This window comes from Polyangium mundeleinium, assembly GCF_028369105.1.
Lineage (GTDB): Bacteria > Myxococcota_A > Polyangia > Polyangiales > Polyangiaceae > Polyangium > Polyangium mundeleinium.
On record NZ_JAQNDO010000001.1, the window covers coordinates 8148706 to 8172575 of the forward strand.

General features: G+C 68.1%; 20 protein-coding genes. 11 read left to right on the forward strand and 9 right to left on the reverse strand.

All coding sequences use genetic code 11. From position 1 onward, the window contains the following. Nucleotides 1–186: 186 nt before the first annotated feature. Nucleotides 187–1293, forward strand: coding sequence for an FIST signal transduction protein (locus tag POL67_RS32435; RefSeq protein WP_271924242.1), 1107 nt, complete (start codon nucleotides 187–189; stop codon nucleotides 1291–1293). Nucleotides 1294–1341: 48 nt separating this feature from the next. After that, complete coding sequence (locus tag POL67_RS32440; protein WP_271924243.1) at nucleotides 1342–2130, forward strand: HAD family hydrolase; 789 nt, start codon at nucleotides 1342–1344, stop codon at nucleotides 2128–2130. A gap of 381 nt (nucleotides 2131–2511) precedes the next feature. On the opposite strand, the gene POL67_RS32445 is transcribed toward POL67_RS32440, so the two are convergent. The 5 genes from POL67_RS32445 to POL67_RS32465 all read right to left on the reverse strand — a co-directional run bounded on the left by POL67_RS32445 (nucleotide 2512) and on the right by POL67_RS32465 (nucleotide 7629). Beyond that, a complete protein-coding gene (locus tag POL67_RS32445; RefSeq protein WP_271924244.1) occupies nucleotides 2512–3792 on the reverse strand; it encodes an NAD(P)/FAD-dependent oxidoreductase in 1281 nt (426 codons plus the stop codon). A 234-nt stretch (nucleotides 3793–4026) separates the two neighbouring features. Further along, nucleotides 4027–4857: a sulfite exporter TauE/SafE family protein gene (locus POL67_RS32450; protein ID WP_271924245.1), complete on the reverse strand. Its 831-nt coding sequence runs from the start codon at nucleotides 4855–4857 to the stop codon at nucleotides 4027–4029. 10 nt (nucleotides 4858–4867) lie between these two features. Continuing rightward, nucleotides 4868–5212, reverse strand: coding sequence for a rhodanese-like domain-containing protein (locus POL67_RS32455; protein ID WP_271924246.1), 345 nt, complete (start codon nucleotides 5210–5212; stop codon nucleotides 4868–4870). 148 nt (nucleotides 5213–5360) lie between these two features. Continuing rightward, nucleotides 5361–6692 carry a sigma-54 interaction domain-containing protein gene (locus POL67_RS32460; protein WP_271924247.1) on the reverse strand — a complete coding sequence of 444 codons (1332 nt, stop codon included), beginning with the start codon at nucleotides 6690–6692 and terminating at the stop codon, nucleotides 5361–5363. A 31-nt stretch (nucleotides 6693–6723) separates the two neighbouring features. After that, the gene (locus POL67_RS32465; protein WP_271924248.1) at nucleotides 6724–7629 is read right to left on the reverse strand and encodes an MBL fold metallo-hydrolase; all 906 of its coding nucleotides are present in this window, start codon (nucleotides 7627–7629) and stop codon (nucleotides 6724–6726) included. Between the two features lie 220 nt (nucleotides 7630–7849). Between POL67_RS32465 and POL67_RS32470 the strand changes: the two genes are divergently transcribed. After that, the gene (locus POL67_RS32470; RefSeq protein ID WP_271924249.1) at nucleotides 7850–8764 is read left to right on the forward strand and encodes an STAS domain-containing protein; all 915 of its coding nucleotides are present in this window, start codon (nucleotides 7850–7852) and stop codon (nucleotides 8762–8764) included. Here POL67_RS32470 and POL67_RS32475 read toward each other — a convergent pair whose 3' ends face one another. Then, entirely contained in the window at nucleotides 8765–9397 is a 633-nt protein-coding gene (locus POL67_RS32475) for a class I SAM-dependent DNA methyltransferase (protein ID WP_271924250.1), read from the reverse strand. Nucleotides 9398–9560: 163 nt separating this feature from the next. Here POL67_RS32475 and POL67_RS32480 point away from each other — a divergent pair, with 163 nt between their 5' ends. The 3 genes from POL67_RS32480 to POL67_RS32490 are packed head-to-tail and all read left to right on the forward strand — an operon-like array spanning nucleotide 9561 to nucleotide 11706. Beyond that, a complete protein-coding gene (locus POL67_RS32480; RefSeq protein ID WP_271924251.1) occupies nucleotides 9561–10736 on the forward strand; it encodes an STAS domain-containing protein in 1176 nt (391 codons plus the stop codon). Further along, the gene (locus POL67_RS32485; protein WP_271924252.1) at nucleotides 10736–11335 is read left to right on the forward strand and encodes a hypothetical protein; all 600 of its coding nucleotides are present in this window, start codon (nucleotides 10736–10738) and stop codon (nucleotides 11333–11335) included. Before POL67_RS32480 ends, POL67_RS32485 begins: the two co-directional genes overlap by 1 nt. Before the next feature lie 8 nt (nucleotides 11336–11343). After that, the gene (locus POL67_RS32490) at nucleotides 11344–11706 is read left to right on the forward strand and encodes a hypothetical protein (RefSeq protein ID WP_271924253.1); all 363 of its coding nucleotides are present in this window, start codon (nucleotides 11344–11346) and stop codon (nucleotides 11704–11706) included. Nucleotides 11707–11712: 6 nt separating this feature from the next. Here the strand turns inward: POL67_RS32490 and POL67_RS32495 are convergent, their stop codons facing one another. Beyond that, on the reverse strand, nucleotides 11713–12861 hold the full coding sequence (locus POL67_RS32495) for a S41 family peptidase (RefSeq protein WP_271924254.1): 1149 nt from the start codon (nucleotides 12859–12861) through the stop codon (nucleotides 11713–11715). A gap of 164 nt (nucleotides 12862–13025) precedes the next feature. Between POL67_RS32495 and POL67_RS32500 the strand changes: the two genes are divergently transcribed. The 4 genes from POL67_RS32500 to POL67_RS32515 all read left to right on the forward strand — a co-directional run bounded on the left by POL67_RS32500 (nucleotide 13026) and on the right by POL67_RS32515 (nucleotide 18770). Beyond that, nucleotides 13026–14093 carry a multiheme c-type cytochrome gene (locus POL67_RS32500; RefSeq protein ID WP_271924255.1) on the forward strand — a complete coding sequence of 356 codons (1068 nt, stop codon included), beginning with the start codon at nucleotides 13026–13028 and terminating at the stop codon, nucleotides 14091–14093. Next, a complete protein-coding gene (locus POL67_RS32505) occupies nucleotides 14090–15478 on the forward strand; it encodes a hypothetical protein (protein WP_271924256.1) in 1389 nt (462 codons plus the stop codon). The genes POL67_RS32500 and POL67_RS32505 overlap by 4 nt, the downstream gene beginning before the upstream one ends. 165 nt (nucleotides 15479–15643) lie before the next feature. Continuing rightward, entirely contained in the window at nucleotides 15644–17110 is a 1467-nt protein-coding gene (locus POL67_RS32510) for a hypothetical protein (RefSeq protein WP_271924257.1), read from the forward strand. A gap of 13 nt (nucleotides 17111–17123) precedes the next feature. After that, entirely contained in the window at nucleotides 17124–18770 is a 1647-nt protein-coding gene (locus tag POL67_RS32515) for a clostripain-related cysteine peptidase (RefSeq protein WP_271924258.1), read from the forward strand. Between the two features lie 17 nt (nucleotides 18771–18787). Here POL67_RS32515 and POL67_RS32520 read toward each other — a convergent pair whose 3' ends face one another. Together POL67_RS32520 and POL67_RS32525 are read right to left on the reverse strand one after the other, a co-directional pair. Next, entirely contained in the window at nucleotides 18788–19579 is a 792-nt protein-coding gene (locus POL67_RS32520; protein ID WP_271924259.1) for a M15 family metallopeptidase, read from the reverse strand. A 71-nt stretch (nucleotides 19580–19650) separates the two neighbouring features. After that, complete coding sequence (locus POL67_RS32525; RefSeq protein WP_271924260.1) at nucleotides 19651–21237, reverse strand: CocE/NonD family hydrolase; 1587 nt, start codon at nucleotides 21235–21237, stop codon at nucleotides 19651–19653. A gap of 480 nt (nucleotides 21238–21717) precedes the next feature. On the opposite strand from POL67_RS32525, the gene POL67_RS32530 reads away from it, so the two are divergent. Next, nucleotides 21718–23781 carry a hypothetical protein gene (locus POL67_RS32530; RefSeq protein WP_271924261.1) on the forward strand — a complete coding sequence of 688 codons (2064 nt, stop codon included), beginning with the start codon at nucleotides 21718–21720 and terminating at the stop codon, nucleotides 23779–23781. Nucleotides 23782–23870: the final 89 nt, after the last annotated feature.

A 23870-nucleotide genomic window follows, 5' to 3' on the forward strand; every position in this document is an offset into this window, starting at 1 on the left:
GGTTTGACAACCGCTCGATGTTCTAGCTCTTTTGTCCCGAGGGGGGCGCCTCGCGTCCCCCTCTCGCCCGGGCAAAGCCCGGTCGATTCACCCCCCGAGGCGAGCTCGCTTCGCGATCTCGCAGAGCGCCGAACGGGTCGGCGCTCTAGCCATCTTCTTCGAGAGCACGCAGGGAGGATTGTCAACGTGCCCGTTCGAACCGCTCATGCGACCGAGATCGGCGCAGACGACGTCGCGCGCCACATGCGCGCCGAGCTCGCGTCCGTCGAGCCCATCGTGGTCCTTTATTTCGCCGGCGGCCCGCGGGATCCACGCGCGCTCGCCGAGGCGATGCAGCGCGCGTTTCCAGGCGCGATCGTGGTCGGCTGCACGACGGCCGGCGAGCGCGAGGGCCGCGCATGGCGCAAGGGCTCGGTCGTCGCGATGGCGCTCGGCGCCGAGATCGTGCGGGACGCGGCCGTCGCCGTGATCGAGGATCTCCGCGGGCGCGCCGACGTGAAGGCCGCGCTCGCGCCGCTCGAAGCGCACTTCGATCGTCCACTCGCGCGCCTGGATCCCACGCGGCACGTGGGCCTCCTGTTCGTCGACGGGCTCAGCACGGCCGAGGCCCGTCTCATGGATCGGCTCGGCGATCTCACGGACATCCCGATCCTCGGCGGCTCAGCCGGCGACGACCTCGCCTTCGCCTCGACGTGGGTCACGAAGGACGGCACCGCGTACACGAACGCCGCCGTCCTGCTCCTGCTTGAGCCCGCCGTGCCGTTCCGCGCGATCAAGACGCAGAGCTTCCGCCCGCTCGATCGCACGCTCTGCGTGACGGCCTGCGACGAGGCCGCGCGGGTCGTGCATGCGTTCGACGGCAAACCCGCGGCAGTCCGGTACGCCGAGGTGCTCGGGATCCCGATGGCCGAAGTCGTGAGCCACTTCCAGCGCCACCCGCTCGGCCTGATGGTCGGCGACGAACCGTTCGTCCGAAGCCCGCAGCAGCTCCGCGGCGAGAGCGTGGTGTTTTACTGCGAGGTCCCCGAGGGCACGGTCCTCACGGTGCTCGAAGCGAGCGACATCGTGGAGGACACGCGCCGCGCGCTCACGGAAGCCCGCGAGGAGCTCGGCGGCGCATCGGCGCTCGTCGGCTTCGACTGCGTGTTGCGGACGCTGGAGATCGAGGCCCGCGGGCTGCTCGATCCGTACGGCGCGATCTTCGAGGGCATCCCGACGGCCTTGTTCAGCACGTACGGCGAGCAGTTCGTCGGCCACGTCAACCAGACGGCCACGATGCTCCTCTTCGGCTGATCGCCGCGGGGCTTCCGGCGCGCCCGGCGGGGCTCCATCAGTCCCCGCATGGCGTTCGCGGGGATCCTCTTCGACGTGGATGGCGTGCTCGTCGATTCGCCGCACGAGCGAGCCTGGCGGGAGACCTTGGACGAGCTCATGCGGGGCCCCTGGAAAGACCTCGCCGCGCAGTCGCTGTACACGCCCGCGCGCTTCGACACAGCGGTCTACCAGGAGCTCGTCGCGGGCAAACCCCGCGAGGACGGAGCGCGCGCGGCGCTCGAGTACTTCGGCGTCCCCAACGCCGCAGCCCTCGCCGCGGAGTACGCAGCCGCGAAGCAAGCAAAGATCCTGGGCCTCATCCAGGAAGGCGCGTTCCAGGCCTTCCCGGACGCACTGCGGTTCGTGCTCGCGGTGCGCGACATGGGCTTGCCGATGGCGGTCGCCTCGTCGTCGAGAAACGCAAACGAGCTGCTCGCGCGGATCGTGGTGCCCGAGCCGATGCCAGGTCTCCGTCCGGATCCACTCGGCAAGGAGCCCGGCACGACGCTCGTCGATCTCTTCGACGCAAACGTCTGCGGCCGGACGTTCCCGCGGGGCAAACCCTCCCCAGACATCTTCCTCGGCGCCGCAGCAGAGCTCGGTGTGCAGCCCGAGGCAGCACTCGTCGTGGAGGACGCAACATCAGGAGTGCAAGCAGCAAAAGCCGGCGGGATGTGGGCGCTCGGAGTGGCGCGGCTCGGAGACGCCGAGCTCTTGCGGGCAGCGGGGGCCGACCTCGTGGTGGAGTCACTCGACGAGGTGGATCGAGACGCACTCGCGCGGGGGACACTCGCGCGCGTCAAGAAGGCGGCGTGATGTCTTCTCCAGGGCGTCGCGCCGGGGCGCTGCCCCGGTCCCCGCGGGGGCTGTTCGCCCCTCGACCCGAACCAGGCACGGCCTGGACCGGGGGTGGAAGAACTGCGCTCCGCGCAGTTCTTCCAACGGGCCGGTGGCAAGACCATGGGGGTGGGTTTCAAGCTGGCGACGGGCACGCTGCCGGTTGAACCAGCAGCGCTGCCGTGTTCGTTGGCAGGATCGTCGCTGGTCTTGACCCTGGCTGTTCGATGAACTGCGCGGAGCGCAGTTCATCGACCCCGCGTCCAGCGCTTGCGCTGGTCCGGGTCCAGGGGCGGATAGCCCCGGTGGGGCCTGGGGCAAAGCCCCAGCGCTGCGCCTCCACCAGGAGACCGGGTGAGGTCAGGACAGACCGCGGAGCATCAGGTTCCAGTACATCCAGGGCAGCCCGTATCGCTTGAGCAGGTACATGTCGTGCCGCTCTTTCATCGTGTTGATGAGGGGGATCGACGGCGTGGGTTTGCCGGTGTAATCGAATTCGGCGAGCAGCATCGTGTCGTAGGACGTCACGAGGGGGCACGAGGCGTAGCCGTCGTATTTTGCTGTCGGCTCCTTGTCGTTCATGACGGCGAGCAGATTTTCCACGAGGACCGGCGCTTCTTTGCGGATGGCCGCGCCTGTGCGCGAGGTTGGCAGCTCCGAGGCGTCGCCGAGCGCGAAGATGTTCGGGTAATCGGGGTTCTGCATCGTGTGCTTGTCGGCTTTGGCCCAGCCTTTGTTCGGGCCGTCCTTGTGCGCGATCGGGCTCCGCTTGATGAAATCGGGCGCGCTTTGCGGCGGCACGGCGTGCATCATGTCGTATCGGATCGTTTCTCGCTTGCCCGCGGGATCCCCGACGACTGCGAAGACGGCTTCTTTCCGGTCTGGATGCACCTCGACCAGGTTGCGCTCGAATTTCGTCTGGATGCTGTAGCGCGTGATGACCTGCTCGAGCACGGCGCGGTACTCCGCGACGCCGAAGATCGCCTTTTGCCCTGAGCCGAAGATCACGCTCGACCGATCGAGCACGCCCGTCTTGCGCCAATGGTCGCAGGCGAGGTATGCGATCTTTTGCGGCGCGCCTGCGCATTTGATGGGCCCTGTGGGGTGCGTGAAGAGCGCCGTCCCGCCGCCGCGGAAGGACTCGATGAGGCGCCATGTCTTCGGCGCGAGACGGAAATCGTAATTGCTCGACACGCTCTCCGTCTTCAGGGCTTCGCGCAATCCGGGGACCGCGTCCCAGTCGAGCTGGATGCCTGGGGCGACGACCAGGAAATCGTAGCCGATCTGCCCGCCGCCGCGCACGCGCACCGTTTGTGCCACCGGATCGATCTCCTCCGCGAAATCCTTGATCCAGCGGGCTCGCTCGGGGATGTAGGCGGCCTCGTCGCGCTCCGACACGTCTGCGCTCACGATGCCGGCGCCGACCAGCGTCCAGAGCGGCTGGTAATAGTGTTTTTCGGAGGGCTCGACGATCGCGACGTCTTCTACGCCGGCGCGCGCGAGCCGTGCGGCCACGGAGATGCCGGCTGTGCCGCCGCCGATGATGACGACGCGCGCGCGCCCGAGCTCCGGGATCGCGGCGGCCTCGGGTCGCGGGAGGCTTGATTTCGGGGAGCTCGGTGCGGGCGTGGTCGTGGCCATCTCGTTTCCTCTTCCAGGGTGTTCGGTTCGTCCGGGACCCAAGCAAGCAAGATGCCACACCCCAATCCACACGCCAGCGCCTCGGAACACGCGCGCGCCGCGAACGCGCGCCCCTGCACGTTCCAGCCGCGTTTCATGGATGTTTCACGGTGTTTCCGGAGCACGAAAGAGCCCGGCCGCCCGCGGCGGACGTGCAATCCGCGGCAAACCACGAGGACCGCGGCGGCTTGCGGGCTACCTTTCGGCGGGACGTCCGGGCAATGCGGTGGCCCAGGGGCGCGTGATCATGCCGAGCGCGAGCGCGGCCACGAGGAGGAGGAGCGGCAGGGGGAGCTGCTTGCCGAGCATGAAGAGCCCCATCGCCACGACGAGCCATGCAAATACGCGGCGCAAAACGTCCGACGATACACGCTTGCCGAGGAGCGCACCCGCCACGCTGCCGAGCGCGGCGAACGAAGTGACGATCCCGACGAGCACCGGGTCGAGCTCGGCGTGCGCCACGTGCCCCGCGAATCCGGCGAACGATTGCAGCGTGATGACGAACAGCGACGTCGCGACGGCCTCGCGCATGGCGAGCCCGCCAAAAAGGACGAGCGCGGGGACGATGAGAAAGCCGCCGCCGGCGCCCACGAGGCCCGCAAAACACCCGACGGCGCCGCCCAGCAAAAGCGCGCGCTCCACGCGAAGCTCGCGCCGGTTCGCGGCGTCCTCGCCGCGCCCGCGCAACATGACGACGGCCGAGGTCACCATCGTCGCGCCGAACACGACGAGGAGGACGGCCTCGGGGACGAAATGCGCGAGCCGCCCGCCCACGAAAGCCCCGGCCATCGCCGCGACGCCGAACAGCGCGCCGATGCGATAACGGACGTGGCCGCGCCGCGCGTGGAAGACGAGGCTCACGAGCGCGGTCACGCCCACCACGAAGAGCGAGGTCGCAATGGCCGCGCGCGGCTCGACGTCGAGCAAATACACGAGCATGGGCAGCGTGAGAATGGCTCCCCCGCCGCCGAGCATGCCGAGGACGACACCAATCACGAGCGCGAGTGTGGCGCCGAGGGCGAGCATGGCGTCTCCCTCAGCGGCTCACCGGTAGGCCCGCCTCGTTCCAGGCGATCATGCCTCCGGCCATGTTCATGACACAGGAAAAACCCGCCGCCGCGAGCGCCGCGGCCGCCTGGCCCGAGCGGCGCCCCGAGCGGCAAACGAGGACGAGCGGCTCGTCTTTGCGAAAGCCGGCCGCGTCGAATCGCGCGACCGGGACGTTCTCCACGCCGTCCACGTGCCCAAGCTCGCCACGAAGCTCGGCCGGGTCGCGGACGTCGATCAGCCGCGCGCCGGGAATCGCCGCGGCGACGTCCCTCGGCGCGATGTCGCGATAACCGGCGGGGTTCGGGGTGGACCTCTCGAACAGCGTGGGCATGGGGCTCTCTCCTCGCGCGCCGCGAGTTGCAAACGAGGTGCCACACGCCGTTTCACGCAGATCCCACGCAGAACCCTCCTTTTTTCGGCGTCCGCGCCCGCCGCCTGAAACATCCTGCAACACGCTGGGGCGCGTGTTGCAACGTTTCTCAGGCAGGCCCGGCGATGCCGAGCTCGCGCATCCTTCGCCACAAGGTCACGCGGCTCAGGCCGAGGATCTTCGCGGCGCGCTGGCGATTGCCCCCGGTGCGACCGAGCACTTCCAAGATCCGGCGCGCCTCGGGGTTCGGGTGCTCGGCGCCTGCTGCGGGCGTCGGGGACGGCGCGACCTGCTCGGCGCCGAAGAGGCTCGGGTCGAGCAGCTCGGGCGGCAAATCCGCGGGCACGAGCGTCGGGCCGTCGCCCATCGCATAGGCATACGCGAGAACGTTCTTCAGCTCGCGCACGTTGCCGGGCCACGAATACCGACGGAGAAGGGTCATGGCCGCCGGCGAGACCCGATCGACCCGCCGCCGGCTGGTCTCGTTGCGGAGCGCCATGAACTTCTCGACGAGCAGCGGGATGTCGTCGGGCCTCTCGCGCAAGGAAGGAATGAAGACCGGAATGACCCGCAGCCGGTACATGAGGTCGGCGCGGAACCGGCCCGCCTCGACCTCTTTTCGCAAAGCGCGGTGCGTGGCCGAGACGAAACGCACGTCGACGGGGACGGGCTCGCGCGCGCCCACGGGAAGGACAGAGCGCGTCTCGACCACGCGAAGGAGCTTCGCCTGAAGCTCGAGCGGCATCTCCGCGATCTCGTCGAGGAACAACGTGCCGCGGTGCGCGAGCTGCACGTGCCCGGGTGTATCGCGGACCGCGCCCGTGAAGGCGCCGCGCGCGTGCCCGAAGAGCTCGCTTTCGAGCAGATGAGAGGGCAACGCCGCGCAATTGATGGCGCGAAACGGCCCCTTGCGCCGCCCCGAGAGCGCGTGAATGGCGCTCGCCACGAGCTCTTTGCCCGCGCCCGTCTCGCCGCGCACGAGCACCGTCACGTCGTCCCCCGCGACCCGCTCGAGCACGCGAAACATCACTTTCATCGCCGGGTCCTGCGTCCACATGCCGTGGAACAGGACCTCGCCCGCCTCGAACGACTCGCCGGCGTCCTCGAGCAAAAGGAGCGTGCCCACCCGCGCGCGCCCGTGCGTCACGGGCAGCGACCGCACGCGCACGAGGCGCCGGCCGGACCCGCGCGGCGGGAGAATGGCCTGCACCGGCCGCCCCTCCGCGAGCGCCTCGGCCACGGGGCGTTTCTCACAGTCGCCACACAAGAGCTTGGGGGCCGACGCGTGGGGCGGGATCTCGACGCCGAGCAGCTCCGACGCCGCCGGCGTGGACAGGACGATCCGGAGCTCCGCGTCGAGGACGAGGGCCGCCCCCGAGGCAGCCTCGAGGGCGCGCGTGATCACGTCCTCGGTCGATGGGGCGGGAGGTTTGCGGGGCACGCCCGCAATGTAACATGTTGCAACGCGTGTTTCAGCTCGCGCTCGCTCCCTTCCGCGCCCCGTCGTCGTCCACGGGCTTGCGGAGGTTCAGGGGGATGCGGAGGTACCGGACGCCGTTCTCGTGCTCGGCGGGCAGGCGCCCGGCGTCGATGTTCACTTGCACGCTCTGCCAGAGCAAGCGCGGCGCCGCGAGCGTCGCGTCCCGCGCATTGCGGAGCGCCACGAAATCGGGGCGCGTGGTGTCGGCGCGGAGCTGGATGTTTTCCCGCTTGGATCTCCCGATCGTGGTCTCGGCGCGCATCGGGCGGCCGCCAGGCTGGTAATCGTGACCCACGAAGACGCGCGTCTCGTCCGGCAGGGCGTACAGTTTGTCGTGAACCGACGTATAAAGCGCGTCGGCCGAGCCCTCCGGAAAATCGCAGCGCCCCGTGCCGTAATCCTCGATGAACAGGGCGTCCCCCGTGAAGACCGCATCGCCGATGTGGTAGGACACGCAGCCGGGCGTGTGGCCGGGCGTCGAGATCGTCTCGATGCGCAAGGTGCCGGCTTCGAGGATCTGGCCGTCTTCGAGGAGCAGGTCGAACTGGCTGCCGTCGGTCCGGAACGTCGGGGGCATGTCGAACACGGTCTTGAAGACCTTCTGCACCTCGCGAATCCCCACGCCGGTGGCGCTGCGGCCGCCGAAGCGCTTCTTGAGCCAGGGCGTGGCCGTCAGGTGATCGGCGTGCGCGTGCGTCTCGAGCGTCCAGCGCAGCGTCAAGCCTGCTTTTTCGAGGAACGCCGCGATCGTTTCGACCGAGGCCGTGCTCACCGTGGAGGACATGGGCTCGTAATCGAGCACCGAGTCGATGACCACCGCGTCCTTCGAGTTCGGATCATACACCACGTAGGTCAGCGTGAAGGTGGCGGGATCGAAGAAGGGCTCGACGTGAAACATGGCTCCACGCTGCAAAGCAAAGAGCGGGCCAACACAAGCCGCGCGGAAGGCAGGCCGGGAAGCTGGGGGCCGGCGGGGCATGTTTCACGCCGTGAAACACGCCCCCCACGGCTGCGCGCGCGGAGCGCAAAAATCATGTTTTCCGCGTGGCTCGCAAGTATCATCCGGCGCTTCGACCGGGACACCTTGGCGCCCGGACGAGCCCCTGGAGGAAAATTTGATGGCCCCCACTCGACCCATCCCTCTCGAAGAGGTCCCCATCACGAGCGAATCCGACCTGCAAAAGCTGGCCATGGACGTGTCCATGGAGGGGCTGTCCATCCTCGCAGGTGACACCTATTGGTACATGAACCGCGCCCATGGCATGGTGCTCGGCTACGAGCCCGAGGAGCTGATCGGCAAAACATGGCGTTTGCTCTACGACGACGCCGAAAGGACACGTATCGAACGAGATCTCTTCCCCATCCTGGGAGAACACGGCAAATGGTCGGGCGAGGTCCGGGGGCGACATCGCGCCGGCCATTCCGTGGACCTCGAGATCTCGCTCACGAGATTGCCTGCGAACCCGCTCATGCCGACCGGGGGCCTGATTTGCACATGCCGTGACATCGTCGCGCGCAAGCAGGCCGAGCAGATCCTTCGCCGCACCTTGGAAGATCAGATCCGCACGAACGAGGAGCGCGAAGGCGCCATTCAAGCGCTGGAGGCCACGCAACGCGAGCTCATGGAGAAGATCGCGACCATCGAGCGGCAACGCAGCGCCCTGCGCGACATGAGCGTGCCCATCCTCGAGCTGTGGGACGACGTCCTCACGCTGCCCATTGTGGGGATCATCGATAGCCAGCGAGCGGCGGACATGACGGAGCGGCTGCTCGGTCGTATCGGCGAGCGGCGCACGCGCGGGGTCATCCTCGATTTGACGGGCGTCGAGGTCGTCGACACCATGACCGCCGCGCACCTCGTCAAGCTCAGCCAGGCGGCCTCGTTGCTCGGCTCCTTTTGCGTGCTCACGGGCATCGGGCCCCAGGTCGCGCAGACGCTGACGCTCATGGGGATCGATCTGGGCGGCCTGACCACCGCTCGGAGCCTGCGGGACGGCCTGCGCATCTGCCTCACGCGGATCGGGCGCGCCTGATCACGCTCCTCCCCCGACGCGACACCGATAATAGAGCTGCCGCTCGACCTGCTCCTCGGCCGGGAAGTTCACCACCTCCATATCGAGGATCTCGAACCCCGCCTCCCGCAGGACGCCCTCGAGCTCCTCTTGCGGATACGCGCTCACGTGGATGGCGTGACCGAGGAAGGGAAGCTCGAAAAAGTCGAAATCCCCCTCCACCATCGAAACCACGAGGTACCCGCCCGGCCGCAGGGCGCGGGTGATCTTGCCCAGCGCGGCAGGAATCTCCGACTTTCGCAGCATGAGCAGCGAAAAGAAGGCCGCGACCCCGCCGAACGAGCCGGGCTCGGGCGAAAAGGTCACCATGTCCACCTGCTCGAAGGTCGCGCCCGGGGCATTCCGCCGCGCGAGCCGCAGCATCTCCTTCGAGACGTCGATGCCGTGCACGGAGAGCCCTGCCTCCACGAGCAACTTCGCCGTGGGGATTCCGCTGCCGCACCCCACGTCGAGCACCCGATCGCCCGGGGCGAGGCGCTCGGCGAGCCACCGCGTGGCCTCCACCTGCGCGCGCTTGTCCGCGAATACCTCGTCGTATTTCTCGCCGATGGCGTCGAAGGCCGCGGCCTGCTCGGTGATCTCGTCCTTGCTCATGGTCTCCTCGGGCGGGCTCGCTACCACGGCCGCGCGCGCGTCGGAAGCGTGGCGCCCCGCCGCGATGCATCACAACAAAATTCCGACGCCACTCCACGCCTCTCGCGCGTCGACGTCGACCGCCCATGCTGATACGTTCGATTGTTGGCGGAGGTGGGGAACCGTGGCGACGGAACAAGCCGAGCATCCCTTCGAAGCATTCTTCCGTACCTATCCAGGCGCATTCGTGATCTTGAGCCCCGGGGGCGAAGTGATTGCGATGAACGCCGCTGCCCGCGCGCTCGCCGGCGAGCAGCTCGCGCCGGGGGCCCGCGTCGCGGAGCACGCGCACCCGGACGACGCGCTCGCCCTCACGCAGGCCCTCGGGCTCGTCAAGGACGACGGCGCGCCCGCGCGTTTCACGTGCCGCGCGCGACAACCCAACGGTGGGATGCTGGCCCTCACGTGGCAAATCTGGCGCGCGCCGGGGCGGCCCGATCTCTTCGCCACGCTCTCGCTCGCCGACAGCGCACACGCGCACACGCGCGAGGCCTCGCGCGAGGCGGAGACGACCCCGGAAAAGCCCATCTCCGAGCGCGTGCTCCGCGCCCTCCTCGATCACCTCGACATCATCGCGTGGGTCACGGACAAGGACGGCATTTACACGTTCTACGACGGCAAGGCGCTCGCGGCGTTCGGGGCCTCGCCGGGGCAGCTCCTCGGGCAAAGCCTGTTCGACGTCTTCGGCGACCACATCAGCCCCCCCATGCGCGCGGCGCTCGACGGCACGCCGGGGCGCGAATCCGTGCACATCGTCGGCTCCCACTGGGACAATGTCTACTTGCCCATCCACGACGCTGGCAATACGTTCGCGGGCGTGATCGGCATCTCGCAGAACATGAACGAGGGCCAGCGCATCCGGGAGGAGCTCGAAGCGCGGCTCGCCCTCATCGAGCGCCAGGAGGCGGTGATCCGCGACCTCGAGACGCCGATCATCCAGGTATGGGAGAACGTGCTCACCTTGCCCATGATCGGCGTCGTGGACAGCCACCGCGCCGCGCGGGTCATGGATGACTTGCTCGGCGCTGTCTCCCGCAGCTCCGCTCGTTTTGCCATTCTCGACCTGACCGGCGTGGAGGTCGTGGACACGGCCACGGCGTATCACCTCGTGCAGATGGTCCACGCCATTCGCTTGCTCGGCGCCGAGGGCATCCTCACGGGCATCCGGCCCACCGTGGCCCAGACCCTCATCTCGCTCGGCGTGGACCTGTCCGGCATTCCCACGCACGGGACCTTGCGGCACGGCCTCGCCTTCTGCATCCGGCGCCTGGAAAACAAAACACGGAGGACCTCGGTTTGATGCGCCCGCAGCAGCTCCTCGTGGCCCTCGTGTGCCTCCTCGGCTCCCCTGCCCTGGCGCGCGCCGAAGAAGCCCCGCCCCCGCCTTCGCACGAGCCCGCCCCGCGCGGGGAGCTCTTCGTGGCCGTCTCCTCGGCCGTCGGTACGACGGATTGGCGCACCGACGTCACGGGGTATGGCGGCATTGCGCTCGGCCTGCGGCTCTTCGGCGTCGTGACCCCGTTCGCCGAGGGGCGCCTCGGGTATGGCACGGTCGATCAGCGCTTGCTCACGTTTTTATCGCTCGGCGTCCGCGCGGGGTGGCAAGCGACCCCCCTCGTGTATCCGCGGGCCCACGTGGGGTTCGTCCACCAACACGAGGAGTCGATGGCCTCGGTCGCCGAGGAGCCGGCCGGCGCGGTGCTCGGCATTGGCCCCGGCATTCGCCACCGGGCCGGCGTGCAATTCGGCCTCGGCTGTGACTTCACGTTGCTCCGCCGAACGAAATTCACGCTGGCCCTCGGCCCCGAGCTCGTGGGCGCCTACCTCGGGTATTCGAGTGGGCCGAACTGGTACGGGTTCGTGGGCGCGAATCTCGGCGCCCATTTCCCTTTGTTCTGAGGACCTCGATGCGCCCCCTGCACCACCTCGCGCTCGCCACGGCCCCCTTCCTTCTGGCCGCATGCAGCCTCTTCTACACGGACATGGAGGACTGGGTTTGCCCTCCCGAGGGAACACAGCTCACCTACGAGAATTTCGGCGCGGCGTTCATGAACGCCCATTGCCAGAGCTGCCACGCCTCCACGGCCACGGATCGCGCCGGCGCGCCGGGGGAGTTCATCTTCGACACGAAATCGCAGATTCAGCGGCACAGGGCGCGCATTTTCGCGCGGAGCGCCGCGGAGAACGACTCGATGCCGCCCGGCCCCGACGATCCGCCGCTCGACGATCGCATCAAGCTCGCCGACTGGCTCGCCTGCGGCGCGCCCTGAGCCGCCTCACCGCGAAGGCTTCGCAGGCTCGCCGCTCTCGAGCTCGCGCAATCGTTCTTCGAGGGACTTCTTCAGCTCGGGCTCGGAGACGGCCCCGATCCGCTTCTGCAGCGCGCGCACCTGCGCCACCCGCAATGCGTCCTCCGCCGGCACGGCGATATCGGGAAGGACACCCGTGCCCTCCCAGTTCGTCTTCGTGATCGGGTTGATGGCGCGGCCCGAAGGGACGAACGCAGCGAGGTGATCCCCGAGGCGCAAGAACTCCCCCGGATTCGCCCCGCCCCACGTCGTCTCGCCGATGAGGATGCCCCGCTTCTGCGTCTGGAGGTCATACGCGAACTCCTCGGCGCCGGATCCCGTCCGTTTGCTCGTGAGCACGTAGACGTCCTTGCCCAGGTATCGCTTGCCCGGCACGCTCGGGCTCGTCCAGAACTGGCGCGTCTCGTTCTTCGGGCGATCGTAGATGTCGTTGAGGTGCACGGCGCCCTCGAAGAAATAACTGCACAGCGCGGCCACGAGCTCCGGATCACCGCCGCCGTTCCGGCGAACGTCGATGATCAGCGCGTCCGTCTCCGCGAGGAAATTCATCGCGGCGGCCGCGGCCTCCACCCCGCGCCCGACGAAACTGAAGGAGCGCACCTCCACATAACCGATGTTCCCGGGCAACCGCTCCACCCGCTCGAACCCGCCGTTCAGCCGCTGCCCCTCCGCCTCGAATCGCTCGCGCTCCGCTGCCGTTGGCTCCGTTTGCAGCTCGGCCTCGGGGATCTTCTCGGCCAGGTATCGCACGCGGAAATGCGCGTCTTTCAAGACCTCGTTCACGTGCGTCGTGAGCGCCGCGGCCAGCGCGTGCCCCGTGGTCAGCTTGTCGTATTCGCCACGCTTGCGCCGGGCCTCCACCGCGGCCCGCACCAGCTTGGTTTTCTCGGGAAACACGTACCGCGCATCGAGGTTTTTGAGGAGCGCGTCGATCGCGGCATTGCGCTCCGCGGGCGTCACCGGTCCGTCGGGACCGCGGGGGGGCGGGGCATCCGCCTCCACGGCCATCTGCGGCGAAGGGCTCGCCAGGATTGGTCCCCGGGCCGGCGCGGCCGCACCCCCGCAGGCCACGACGAACAAAAGTGGCAAGACCCCGAGCCCCGTCCTCCTTCGCATGCGCCAAACTCCTTCCCTGTCCGCTTCTACGATCGTCCGCCGTTCGGGTGACGACGCCACGAGCCCCTCGTGACGGGGGAGCAGGATTTTGACGCCCTCGTGCTTCGAGGAGAGCGCGAGGGATTGCGCTTGACACGGCGTGCCCTTCGGAATTCCCATCATGCATGCGAACGCGCGGCCTGCTGCTCTTTCTCGTGTCCTGCGCGGGCGCGAGCGCGGCTCCCCCGGCGGCGCAAGACGAGGTGGCAAGGACGACCTCCGCGCCCCTCGGGGTCGACATCGCCGAGGAGAATCGGCAAGCGGCTGCGAATGCGCGTTGCGAAGGCTGTCACGAGGACGTGGCGGCCGAGTGGCGTGGCTCGCTGCACCAGCGCTCGTGGAGCGATCCGGTCTTCCTCGCTGCATATTCGATCGAACCCCTGCCCTTTTGCCGCGGCTGCCACGCGCCGGCGGCCGATCCCCAAAAGCCACCGGATCCCGGCGCGCGCGCCATGGGCGTCGGGTGCGTGACCTGCCACGCGGATCTCGCGGCGGAGCCCGCGCTCGCGGGCCCAACGCCGCACCGGAGCCGCTCGACGCCGGGATTCGATACGGCCGCCACTTGCGACGGCTGCCACGAGTTCGACTTCCCCCGGCGCAAAGGCGCGCGCATGCAAGCGACCCTCACGGAGCACCGCACGAGCCAGCATGCCGGTACACCTTGCCAAACCTGCCACATGAAACCCGCGGCGCGCGCGGGAGGCCGAGCCGGCAAGGGACATCGATTCGAAGTGCGCGAGGATCCGGCTCTGCTCCGCTCGGCCGTCGAGGCCGCCGCCGCGCCGCGCAGCGATCGCTCGATCCTCGTGACCCTGCGCGCCGGCGCCGTGGGCCACGCCTTTCCCACGGGAGACCTCTTCCGCAGAATCGAAATCCGCGCCTCCGCCATGGGAAATCCCACGCTCCGCGCCCCGGCCGTGGCCCTCCAGCGGGTCTTTCGCCTCGAAGGCTCGGAGAGCGGCTTTTCCTCGCGCATCGAGGTGCGTGACGAACGTGTCCCCGCCTCGGGCGCACCACGCGACACGGTGCTCGTCTTCCCCGACTCGATCGAGGGGCAAACCATTCGCTGGGAGGTCGTCTACCAGCGCATGGGCCCCACCCTGGCGGCGTCCTTCGGCGTGGACCTCGAACAAGACGAAATCGTCGTCGCCACAGGCACCGTCCGCATCCCCAGCCCCCCTCCCTCGCCATGATGAAACGAAAGAAAATGCTCGCCCCGCGTTCACGTTTGCTCCTCGCCGGAGCAGCCACCCTCGTCGCGCTCGGCGCGTCGTGCGGCTCCGCGCCGCAGCCGCGCCCGGCGGCCGCCCCGCCCAAACCGAAAGCCGCTCCGATCGCGGAGGCGCCCGCCGAGGAGCCGAAACCCGAGATCCCCGTCGCGTGGGTCGAAACGACGCCAGAGAGTCCGGTGATCGACGGCGAGATCGACGAATGGGGCACGATCCAGGAGTCGCCCTCGGTCGGGCTCTCCGTGACGAACGACGGGGCGCACATCGTCGCGGATCTCGTCGGCGACGCGAAAAACGGGCTCTGGATCGAGCTCTCGGCGCCGGCCGCCGAACTCCGGCCCCTGGGAGAATGGTCGCGGGACGGCTCGTTTTACGAATTCAACTGCCCGGGGGACCTCGAACCGGAGGCCGCCGCGAAATGCAAGGTGACCCTGGAGCGTCACGCCGCATTCGCAGCAAAACACGCGGCGCGCTTCGTGCGGCTCTTCCGGCTCGACGCCAAGGGCCTCCGCTGGCTGGTCGACGGCGGCCTCGCGCCCGTCCCGGGTGCGGTCGTCGCCTCGAAGGTGAAAGGCGATCGGGTCACGACCGAAATCAAGCTGCCGCTCTCCGCCTTGCCGCGCATCTCCGAGGCCCCCGCGATGACGTTTTCCCTGGCCACGGTCGCGGGGCCCGCCGACAAGGCGCCGACGATTCAGCCCGAGCAGCGGTCGGATCTCAGCGCGCCCGCGGACATCGATTTCGAGCCGATGGGCGAGCTTCGCGCCGCGGCCCGCTTGCACGCGCTCCGCCAGGCGTTTTCCTATCACCCCGCCCAGCCGAACATCGTCGAGCTCGTCGATTTCCCCGACCGCGTGCACGGCGGCACGTCGCTCGAGCCCACCGAGCAGGTCCTCTGGGAGCCCTTGACGAAGCTCGGCGACCTCGAGCTCGGGTACGTGCACCTGCTCGACACGTACATCGGCATCTTCAAAGCGAAGAAGCTCGTCGACACGGTCTTGCTCGTGGGCGAGCCCAAGGGGTTCGTGGAGCGAAACAAATCGGTTCACTTCTTCGGCTACGACGAGCACGCAATCGATCCGATTGGCTCGACATCGTCCTCGTGGAGCGTGATCGCAGTGGACACGGCGGGGAGCACCACGGAGCCGCTGGAGGCGGAGTTTTTGACGTCCGGCTGGTCCTCCGTCGACGCATTCCACGAAAAGAGCTTCGATCGCTTCGGCATGCGCGGCGTCCCGTACAGCGACGACGCGTCGGAGACCGGGGGATCGCTCGAGCTCCTCTGGACGTGGAACAAGAAGACCGGCCAGTACGTCCCCTCGCGCCGGACACCCCGCGGAAAGCGCTGATCTTCCGCCTCTCCCTCGTTTCCCTCCGCCCGCGCGTCACCGCTCTCCGCCTGCACAGTCCCGCGCCCGGCGCGAGCGGAAACGGTACGCTCTCCGCCGAGCCTGCTGGCCCGGGGGGTGCAGTGGTGTTCGGACGGCCGCCATCTCGGCAGGACGATGAACACCATGAACACCACCCGAAGCGTCATTCTGGCCGCGTCCGTACTCGCGCTCATCGGCGCACAACGCGTGACCTCGGCGCAAGAACCGCGGCTCCGCCCGGGCTTTGCGTCGAATGGTTACTTCCGAACCCACGAGATCCTCGTGCCACGGGCTCCCGGACGAGAGCCCATGAACGAGACGAACAGGGCCGCGCGCCTGCACCCCGAGCTCCGGGGCGCGATCCTGCGCCTCGAATCCGGTCCGGCATCCGGCGAGAGCTCGCGGCCCATTTTCCCGTCGAGCTGGTGGCCGATGACCGAAAACGGAATCGCCGACCGCTGGAATTCGCGAAACAAGGACTACAGCGATTTCCGCTCCGATCCGGAGAACCTCTCGCCCGTCGAAAAATACGATCTTCTCATGAACCCGGGCGAAGCGCGGCGCCTCCCGCAGGTCCGCGCCTTCACGTCCGAGGAGATGCGCCGGCCGGAGCGCGAGCGCGGCTCGGGCGCGGTCCGCCCCTCGATCGTCGTCGCGGGCCCCGCCACCGCGTGGGAGCTCTTGAACCACGGCACCTACCAGACCACGGTCCCCGAGTCGTGGTGGGGCCATTGCAATGGCTGGTCGTCGTACTCGACGGCCGAGCGGGACGGCGCGCCCATGCGCGACGTGCGCGTCCGGCGCGAGAATGGTCGTATCGTGGAGTGCAACGGCGAGCGCGACCGATCCTGCGTGCTCTTCCGCATGGCGGACCTCGAGGCGCTCTTCTCGGAGATCTACTTCCACGACTCGTCCACGATGGCCGGCAACCGCTGCAACGTGCCCGAGGACGACATCACGCGCGACAGCATTGGACGGCCGACGACCCCCGCCTGCCGCGACGTGAACCCCGGCACGCTGCACGTCGCCTTGACGGGCCTCATGGGCCGCGGCGCGCCCGCGCTCGCGAACCTCGGCGGCCCGCGCGAGAGGCTCCCGTTCGTCATCGATTATGCGTACGGCGACGAGGTCTGGACGTTCCCTGTCGTGCGGTATCGCATCCAGGAGAACGAGGAGATCGACGAGCGGCGCGCCTCGCAGCTCGTCTGCAACGGCGACGGCCCCTCGGCCGGCTGCCGGACCTACCGCTGGAACGAGAACGCCGTCCGGTTCGCGCGCATCCGCACGAGCATCCACCTCGTCAATTACGCGGCGAGCATCGAGCAGCTCCTCGTTCCGCCCCTGCAGCGTCGTCGCCCCACGGCCGAGGTCACCTACCATTACGTGCTCGAGCTCGACGGGCGCGGCACGATCCTCGGCGGCGAATGGATCGAGTCGCCGACGGGCGTCGGACCGAACAGCAAGGAGCTGCACCCCGACTTCATCTTCATGTCGGCATTCCCGGACGCGAGCGACGAGGCCGGCGACGACACGGGCGGGCGCAGCGACAACCCGTACATCTCGTCCGTGGTGCTCCAGTCGATCCTGCGCCTCTCGCGCAATGGCCGGTAGGACATCAGCTACCGTGGGTGGAAACCACGTGATCGCCCTCGGGGCGCTCGCCGCGGGCCTCGCGGCGTGCGCCCCCGAGGGCCCCTCGGCAGGCGCCGTGGAGACGGCGCCGGCGGTCGAGCAGAGCAGCGCGGAGCTCCGTCGTGGGCCGCCCTCGCTCTGGACCGCGGAATGGACGTGGCTCGTCTTCGCAGCGAACGACGACCTCGACCCGAACCTCGTCTCCGCATTCGATCAAGACGCGCTCGAATGGCAGCACGGCCTCGGCGGCAGCGCCCTCTTCCGTATCCTGGTGCAGCGCGACTATGCGCCGTTCCAGGTGGGCGACGACGGCAACCCCCGCCCCTCCGAGCGGTACTCGATTTACCGCGAGGAGCTGAGGCCTCCGGGCCGGGAGAACGAGGAGCCGGGCGTCCTGGTCCTCGGCGAGACGGACACGAGCGACATGGCAACGTTGCGTGATTTCCTGGTGGAAGGCGTGCGGATGTACCCGGCGCGCCATTACTGGGTGACGTTCACGGGCCATGGCGACGGGTTCACGGGCCTCGCCGACGACGCGACGTCGGGCGAAGGAAAACGTTTGTCCCTGGCGGGGCTCTCGGCCGCGCTCGGCGAGGCATCGAAGGTCATCGAGACCGAGATCCGCACGAAACCCGGCCTCGGCGGGCTCGGGACCTCGAACCGCATCGACGTGGTCGCGTTCGACGTCTGCCGGCTCGGCGCGGTCGAGGTGGCCTCGTCGCTCTCGGGCGTCGCCGATTACATGATCGCCTCGCGCGAGACGGTGCCGGACGCAGGTCATCCGTACAGCGCGCTCCGCTACATCGCGCAGGACCGCCCCGCGGCGAGCCCACGCGTGCTCGTGGAGGCCGTCGTCACCGATTACGTGCGCGCCTACGTCGAGGGCGTCTCGACGGCAGGGCGCGCGTACGTCGGCACCTCGGTCACGAGCGTCGGCCTCGATTTGCGTCGCATCGGCAAGCTCGAAGAAGCCCTCGCCGACCTCGTGACGGCCGTACGTCGGGAGCGACCTCGCGGGTTTTCCTGCGAGGATGTCACCTCGCTCTTCGCCGAAGCATGCGGCGGGGCAGGCATCGTCGCCTCGGCAGCATCCGCGTCGCACGGGGGGCGGTCACGGCGGGCGTCACGGTCGCGCACGACGGCGTCAGACGCCTCGGTCGACCTCGTGGCCTTGCTCGAACGGCTCGCAGACCCCGCGCATTGCGGGCCAGACGGCGCAGGCTCGGTTCTCGTCGGTCCAGACGTGGCAGCAGCAGCGCGCGAAGTGCTGGCAGTCATCAGCCGTCCGCACCTCTGGACGAAAACAGAGCCCTGGGGCGAGCAAGTGCAATACGGCGGCCAGTACCGGCGCCTCGCCGGCTTCCACGCAATGAGCCCCTTCGTGGTCGAGGCCCAGCGCGTGGAGCCGAGCACAGGCACGCGGCTCGGCGGCCTGAGCGTGCTCTGGGGCAATCCATTCGAGCTCCTGCTCCGCGAGAACGGGCGGTCCCTGATGGACACGTACCGCGCAACGTCGTTCGAAAAACGCACGGGCTGGACGAAGATGCTGGAAGCATGCATCGACCAGGCCGAGGCGTGCCGGACAGGCGCGCCGTGGCCGAATGCACCAGCGGGGGAGGATCCTTGCGAGGGGCTCTGAGCCCGCCTGTCCCGCCCCTACTTCTTGATCCTGTCTGGATCCCCGAGAAACTCGAAATGCATCGTGTCCTCGAGCGGGTCGTGCCCGAGCCAATCGAACCCGAACCGTTCGAAGGCCTTGATCCAGCATTTCGGCATCGCTGCGCGGTCGTACGGCGAGCGTGACTTCTGCTTGCATTTCGGGTGGCTCGGCCAGGGGTCCACGCAGCCGCAGCAGGGGTTTCGGTCGGGGTCGATGTCGAGCGCGATGCCGAAGAGGTGGTTCGAGATCTCGATGCCGCGGTAGGTGTTCGCCCCGCGAAAGCCTCCGAGGGCGCGCGGCGTGTACTTGGAAGCGCCGGTGCAGGACTTCTTGATCTTCTTCTCGACGCAGGCGAGCGCGGGCGCGACCTTCGTGTGTACCGAGACGGGCAGGCCCATGAACTGCACGGTCACGGCCTGGGGGAGCGCGCCTTTGGGGTTCAGCTTGCGCGTCACGTCGTCGCCGACGTTGCCGTAATGGGTCGCGAGGTACTGGACCGCCTTCGTGTGTTTCCCGCCGTCGAGCACGCCTTTCGAGACGAACGTGCGGCGTTCGAGGAATTTTTGCGGGCTCTGGACGCGGCACCCGTGCTCGAACACACCCTTGCCGGCGGGGGCCTTTTTCTCGACCTTGGGCTTGGCCTTGCCCTTCGCCTCCTTGGCTTCGGCGATGGGGAGTTCGCCTGTGACGAAGGGTGCGGCGCAGACGAGGCCGAGGGCGGCCGCGAAGAGCAGGCGCGAGGCGCGCTGAAGCCTTCGGTCGTCGGGGCGCGGGGAGCGGGCGGACACGCCGGAGTTCTACACGCAGATCGGGCTTTTGGGAAGGGACGGCGCCCCGCGGCCTCGGGGGGCCTGCCGTTTCAGGGGTCGTACGAGAGCTTCAGCACGGACTGCTTCGACGAGCTGTAGCGGATCTGGGTCTGGTGCGCGAGCAGCGTCGCTGGCTGATAGAGCGGGTCGTAGGTGTCGAGCACGAGCGCCAAGCGATGGCCGGCCGGCACGTCGTAGCCCGCCGCGACGAGCTCGATGGACATCTTCACGTCCTGCCCGGGCGTCGCATTGTGCAGGGTCCGTACGCCATGCGAGATCAGCTTCCCGTTGCCCAGGGCATCCTCGTCGTAGAGGTACGCGACGAGCTGCGTCTTCGCGTGCGAGGGCGATATCCATACGTCGAGGGTCGAGACGCCGCGGAGCTTGAGCGGCGAGCCGAGGGACGAGGTCTCATACACGATCGAGTTGATGTCGGAGGCCGCGGGCAGCCAGGCCGAGACTTCGAGATTCACGTGCGCGTCGAGCGCGGCCGAGAGAATGGGAATGCCCGTCGTCGCGATCGAGTCGGCGCCCGACCAGATCGCGTTCGTGTACGTCGACGTGTTGGGCGAAGTCCGCAGGGCGCCGTCGCCGATCAAGCCGCGGGGGCCGAGGTAAAAGGTCTTCGTGCTGACGCTGGCGCTCGGCCAGTCCTCGAATGCGACGCGCTGATTCGAGGATTGGAGCTCCATCGTGACCGGCGGCTCTTCCATGATGCCGTTGTCGACGCCCTTGAGCCAGTGATCGAACCAATCGTGGACGTTGTTCCACACGTAGTTCGACAAGCCGAGCAGGCCCGTGGCCTCGGCGCTGATGTGGATGCCCTGGTTGACGTCGATCCGCTTGGGGCCGGTGAGGAGCGAATACAATTTCAGCGACGAGTTCGGCTTGAACAGCTCGTCGTTGAAGTTGTTGCTGATGTAGACGGGGGCATTGCGCGCGTTGATCTTGTCCACGTGCGTGAGGGGGGAGCGCTCGTGGGCCCAGGCGATCGCCTCGGAGACGTCGGCCCCCGCGAGCAGATCGCCGAAGTACGCAGGGATGTCGCTCGAGATCTCCCCGAGCAGGTAGCCCGAGCCGACGAGGAGCGTGCCCCACACGAGGCTCGTCGACTCGCCGCCATAAAGGGCGTCGGGCAGGCTGCCCCAGCCGCTCAAGGCCGCCGCGGTCTTGATGCGTGGCTCGTGCGCGAGCCCGAGGAGCGAGAGCCCCGCGCCGTACGACATCCCGGAGATGCCGATGTTCGAGATGTCGGCCTGCGTGTTCGCGTCCAGCCAATCGATGATCGCCGACAGGTCTTCCATGTCCTCGGGACCGCCGACCGTCGCGAATGCGTCCGACTGCCCCCAGCCGCGCGCGCTGTAGCTGAGGACGAGGTAACCATCCTGCGCGAGCTTGCCGGCCTGGACGAGATACTCGTGCTCCTCGAGCGCCCAGCTATTCACGAAGATGATCGTCGGGAGCGTCGCGTTCGGGCTCGTCGTGACGGGCGTGAAGAGATTGGCGGCGATTTCGGTCCCGTCCGCCGACGTGATGACGATCTGATCATCGAACGTGACGCTCCCGGCGGCCAGCGCACTCTGCGAACAAAGCAGCCCCGCGATGGTGCCGAGCGCCACCGTAGTGAACTTTTTCATTGGTTTGCTCCCCTGTACGAGCCCGTGAAATGGCAGAAAAAGCTGCCTCTGCGCGTCACCACGCGCATCGCCCGTCATCTCGAAAGACCCTTACACGAGGCTGGGTCGAAATGGCCAGCGAATTCTTACGCACGCTAAGGACTTCGTGGGACGTATCAGGTCCGTGGACGGATCCTGGCGCTATCCTTTCAAATTTACGTTATCGGTACCGCGCTGGCGCTGCCGCTCCCGCGGCGCGAGCCGCCCCCCACGCCCTTGACGGCTACGACGGTTCCGTGATGTACGGTGCGGGTGAACTCTTTCGTGGACCGAAGCGCTCGACGATGGCTTGGTTTCTTCGCCGGATGCGTCGCCATCGGCTGCAGCAGCAGCACCCCCCGCACCCCCACCCCCACGTCCCCAATCCCGCAAAGCGCTCCCGGGACACCGCCGAGCCCCCCGGCCGCGCCTGCGGCCAGCGTGGTCTTTCAGCCGTGGCGCGTGGGAGGAGCACGCCTCCTGGCATTGCCCGAGCGGAAGGTGCTCTGGAGCGACGAAAACCATCTGACGTTCTTCGAGAAGCAAAATCCCGGCGAGGTCGTCGATCCGGGGCGTTTCGTCGCCGTCGCCTCGCTTCCCGTGAACAGCCTCAACCCACGGAGCATCGTGCTCACCTCGAATGGCGCCGATGCCTTCGTGCTCTCTTCGGTCGCAGCGACCGCCTGGGAGGGACGTCTCGTTCGGCCCCCGTCGGTGCGGGTCGTGGAACGGTGGAACCTCGCGACGCGCACACGGGTCTGGTCGCGCACCCTGCCTGCCATGCCGAACGTGCAAGACGGCACGTTGGCGACCGAAAATGACGACCTCCTGACGCTGGGTCCGCGCGGCCTCTTTGCGACCCGCTGCATGATGATGCGCGGGCCCTCTCTCACCAACTGCCACGTCGTCGCGCTCGACGAGCGCACGGGCGCGCTTGGCGCCGCGGAAGCATGGTCCTTCACGGACTTCTCATTCTCGTGGTGGAACCATGGCTCTCGCGAGGTGTCGCCAGGACGGCGGTATACGCTCGTCGATGCCTATCGGTACTGGCAGCAGTTTCCCCATTTCCTCGTGTTCGACGACGTGGGGCGTATCGTCGGGAGGGTACGAGCGACGTGCGCTCGTTTCGCGGAGGGTGGCTCGGAAGAGAGGCCTACGATCCTGGTCGACGAGCAGAGCAACCTCGCCGAGAACGCCGACATCTCCAGGCGTTTTCGCCTGATCAAGGACACGAGCGCCTGCCAGTTGGAGCAACACCTGGCGGAGGCGCGCAAGTACCAGAAAACGGACGACAGGGAGCGGTTGACGAGCCAGTTCAACTGGGTCGGCGGGGGCCGCCGGATCGTATGGAGCTCCCTCACCCAGCGGTTCCTCACCTGGGACAAGCTGCCCAGGGCTCATTCCATGGATGTCGACCGCCTGGGCCTCCCCACGCCGCTGCCCGAGCCGCCGGGCGTGGCGGATACGCAGGTGCTCTTCGCCGGCTCGGGGTCGGATCTGTATGCATACACGAACCAGAAGATGTTTCATCTGGAGGAGACCGGCTTCGTGCTCGATGCACCGAAGACGGCGCCGGGCGTCGTCCTGATCCGCGGCGACGAGGCGCTCATGGCGACGTACGCGGGGCTCGACGACAGCAAGTACGTCCTTTTGCTGGGCAAACGCCGGCCGGTCCAGCCGGGCTTCACCTGGCAAAAGACCTCTGCGGTCTCGACCTTCCGCCCCGACTTCGTCTCGTTCGAGCATGCAGGGCGTCCGCAGATGCTGATCGCCGGCGGGATGGCGGGCTTGCAGTGGGTCGACACGCGGACGGGACAGGTGTTCCTGCGGAGCTGCTCGCCCGGCGCTCCATCGCCGAATCGCTGTAGCGCTCCGAGCAACCAAAATGATTATCGCGGACTGGTCGTGTCGAGCGCGCGCCAGACGGCCTTCACGGTGCACCAGAAGGATCCGAGCATCCGGTACAACCATTGGTTCGAAGAGATCGAGCTGTCCACCGGGAACGTGCGGCGGAGCTTCCCGGCGCCGGATTGGGACACGACGAGCCCTCTCGACTTGCCCATGGGCTGGTTGGAGAAAGAGCGCCGGTTCTGGATCGTGGGGCATGATTTCCGGGCCGGGAGGGCCGGGGCGTCCGTCACGATCGTGACCCTTCCCGCCACGGACGGCGCCGAACCGCATTACGCGTCGTTCGCCACCCAGTCGCAGCCCGCTCATTTCGGCGCGGATCCGGAGGGGCGTTTCTTCGCATTCGCGCGCGACGTCGATACGATCGATGTCTTTGCCCCCAACGGGAGCCTCGTCGTCACCCTGGGCGTTCGCGCCGAGGGCGCCTTCGCGCAGGCGGGGGACGGTCGTTTTGCGTGCTCGGGCAAAGCATGCGACGAATTTCGGTGCGTGGTCGGAAACGTGGCTCGCCTGGCCACCGATCCGGCCTGCGCCGCATTCCGCGTGGAGGGATTCGCCATCGCCGAGGAGGTCTCCCGCGCCCTGCGCGTTCGCGAGGCCGGCAAGGTGGGCCCATGATGAAGCCCCGCATTCCGGGCGCCCGCAAAGCCGAGTTTGGCTCCGCGTGGACCTTCGGCTTCGTCGGTCGATTCTGAGGGCAGCGGCAG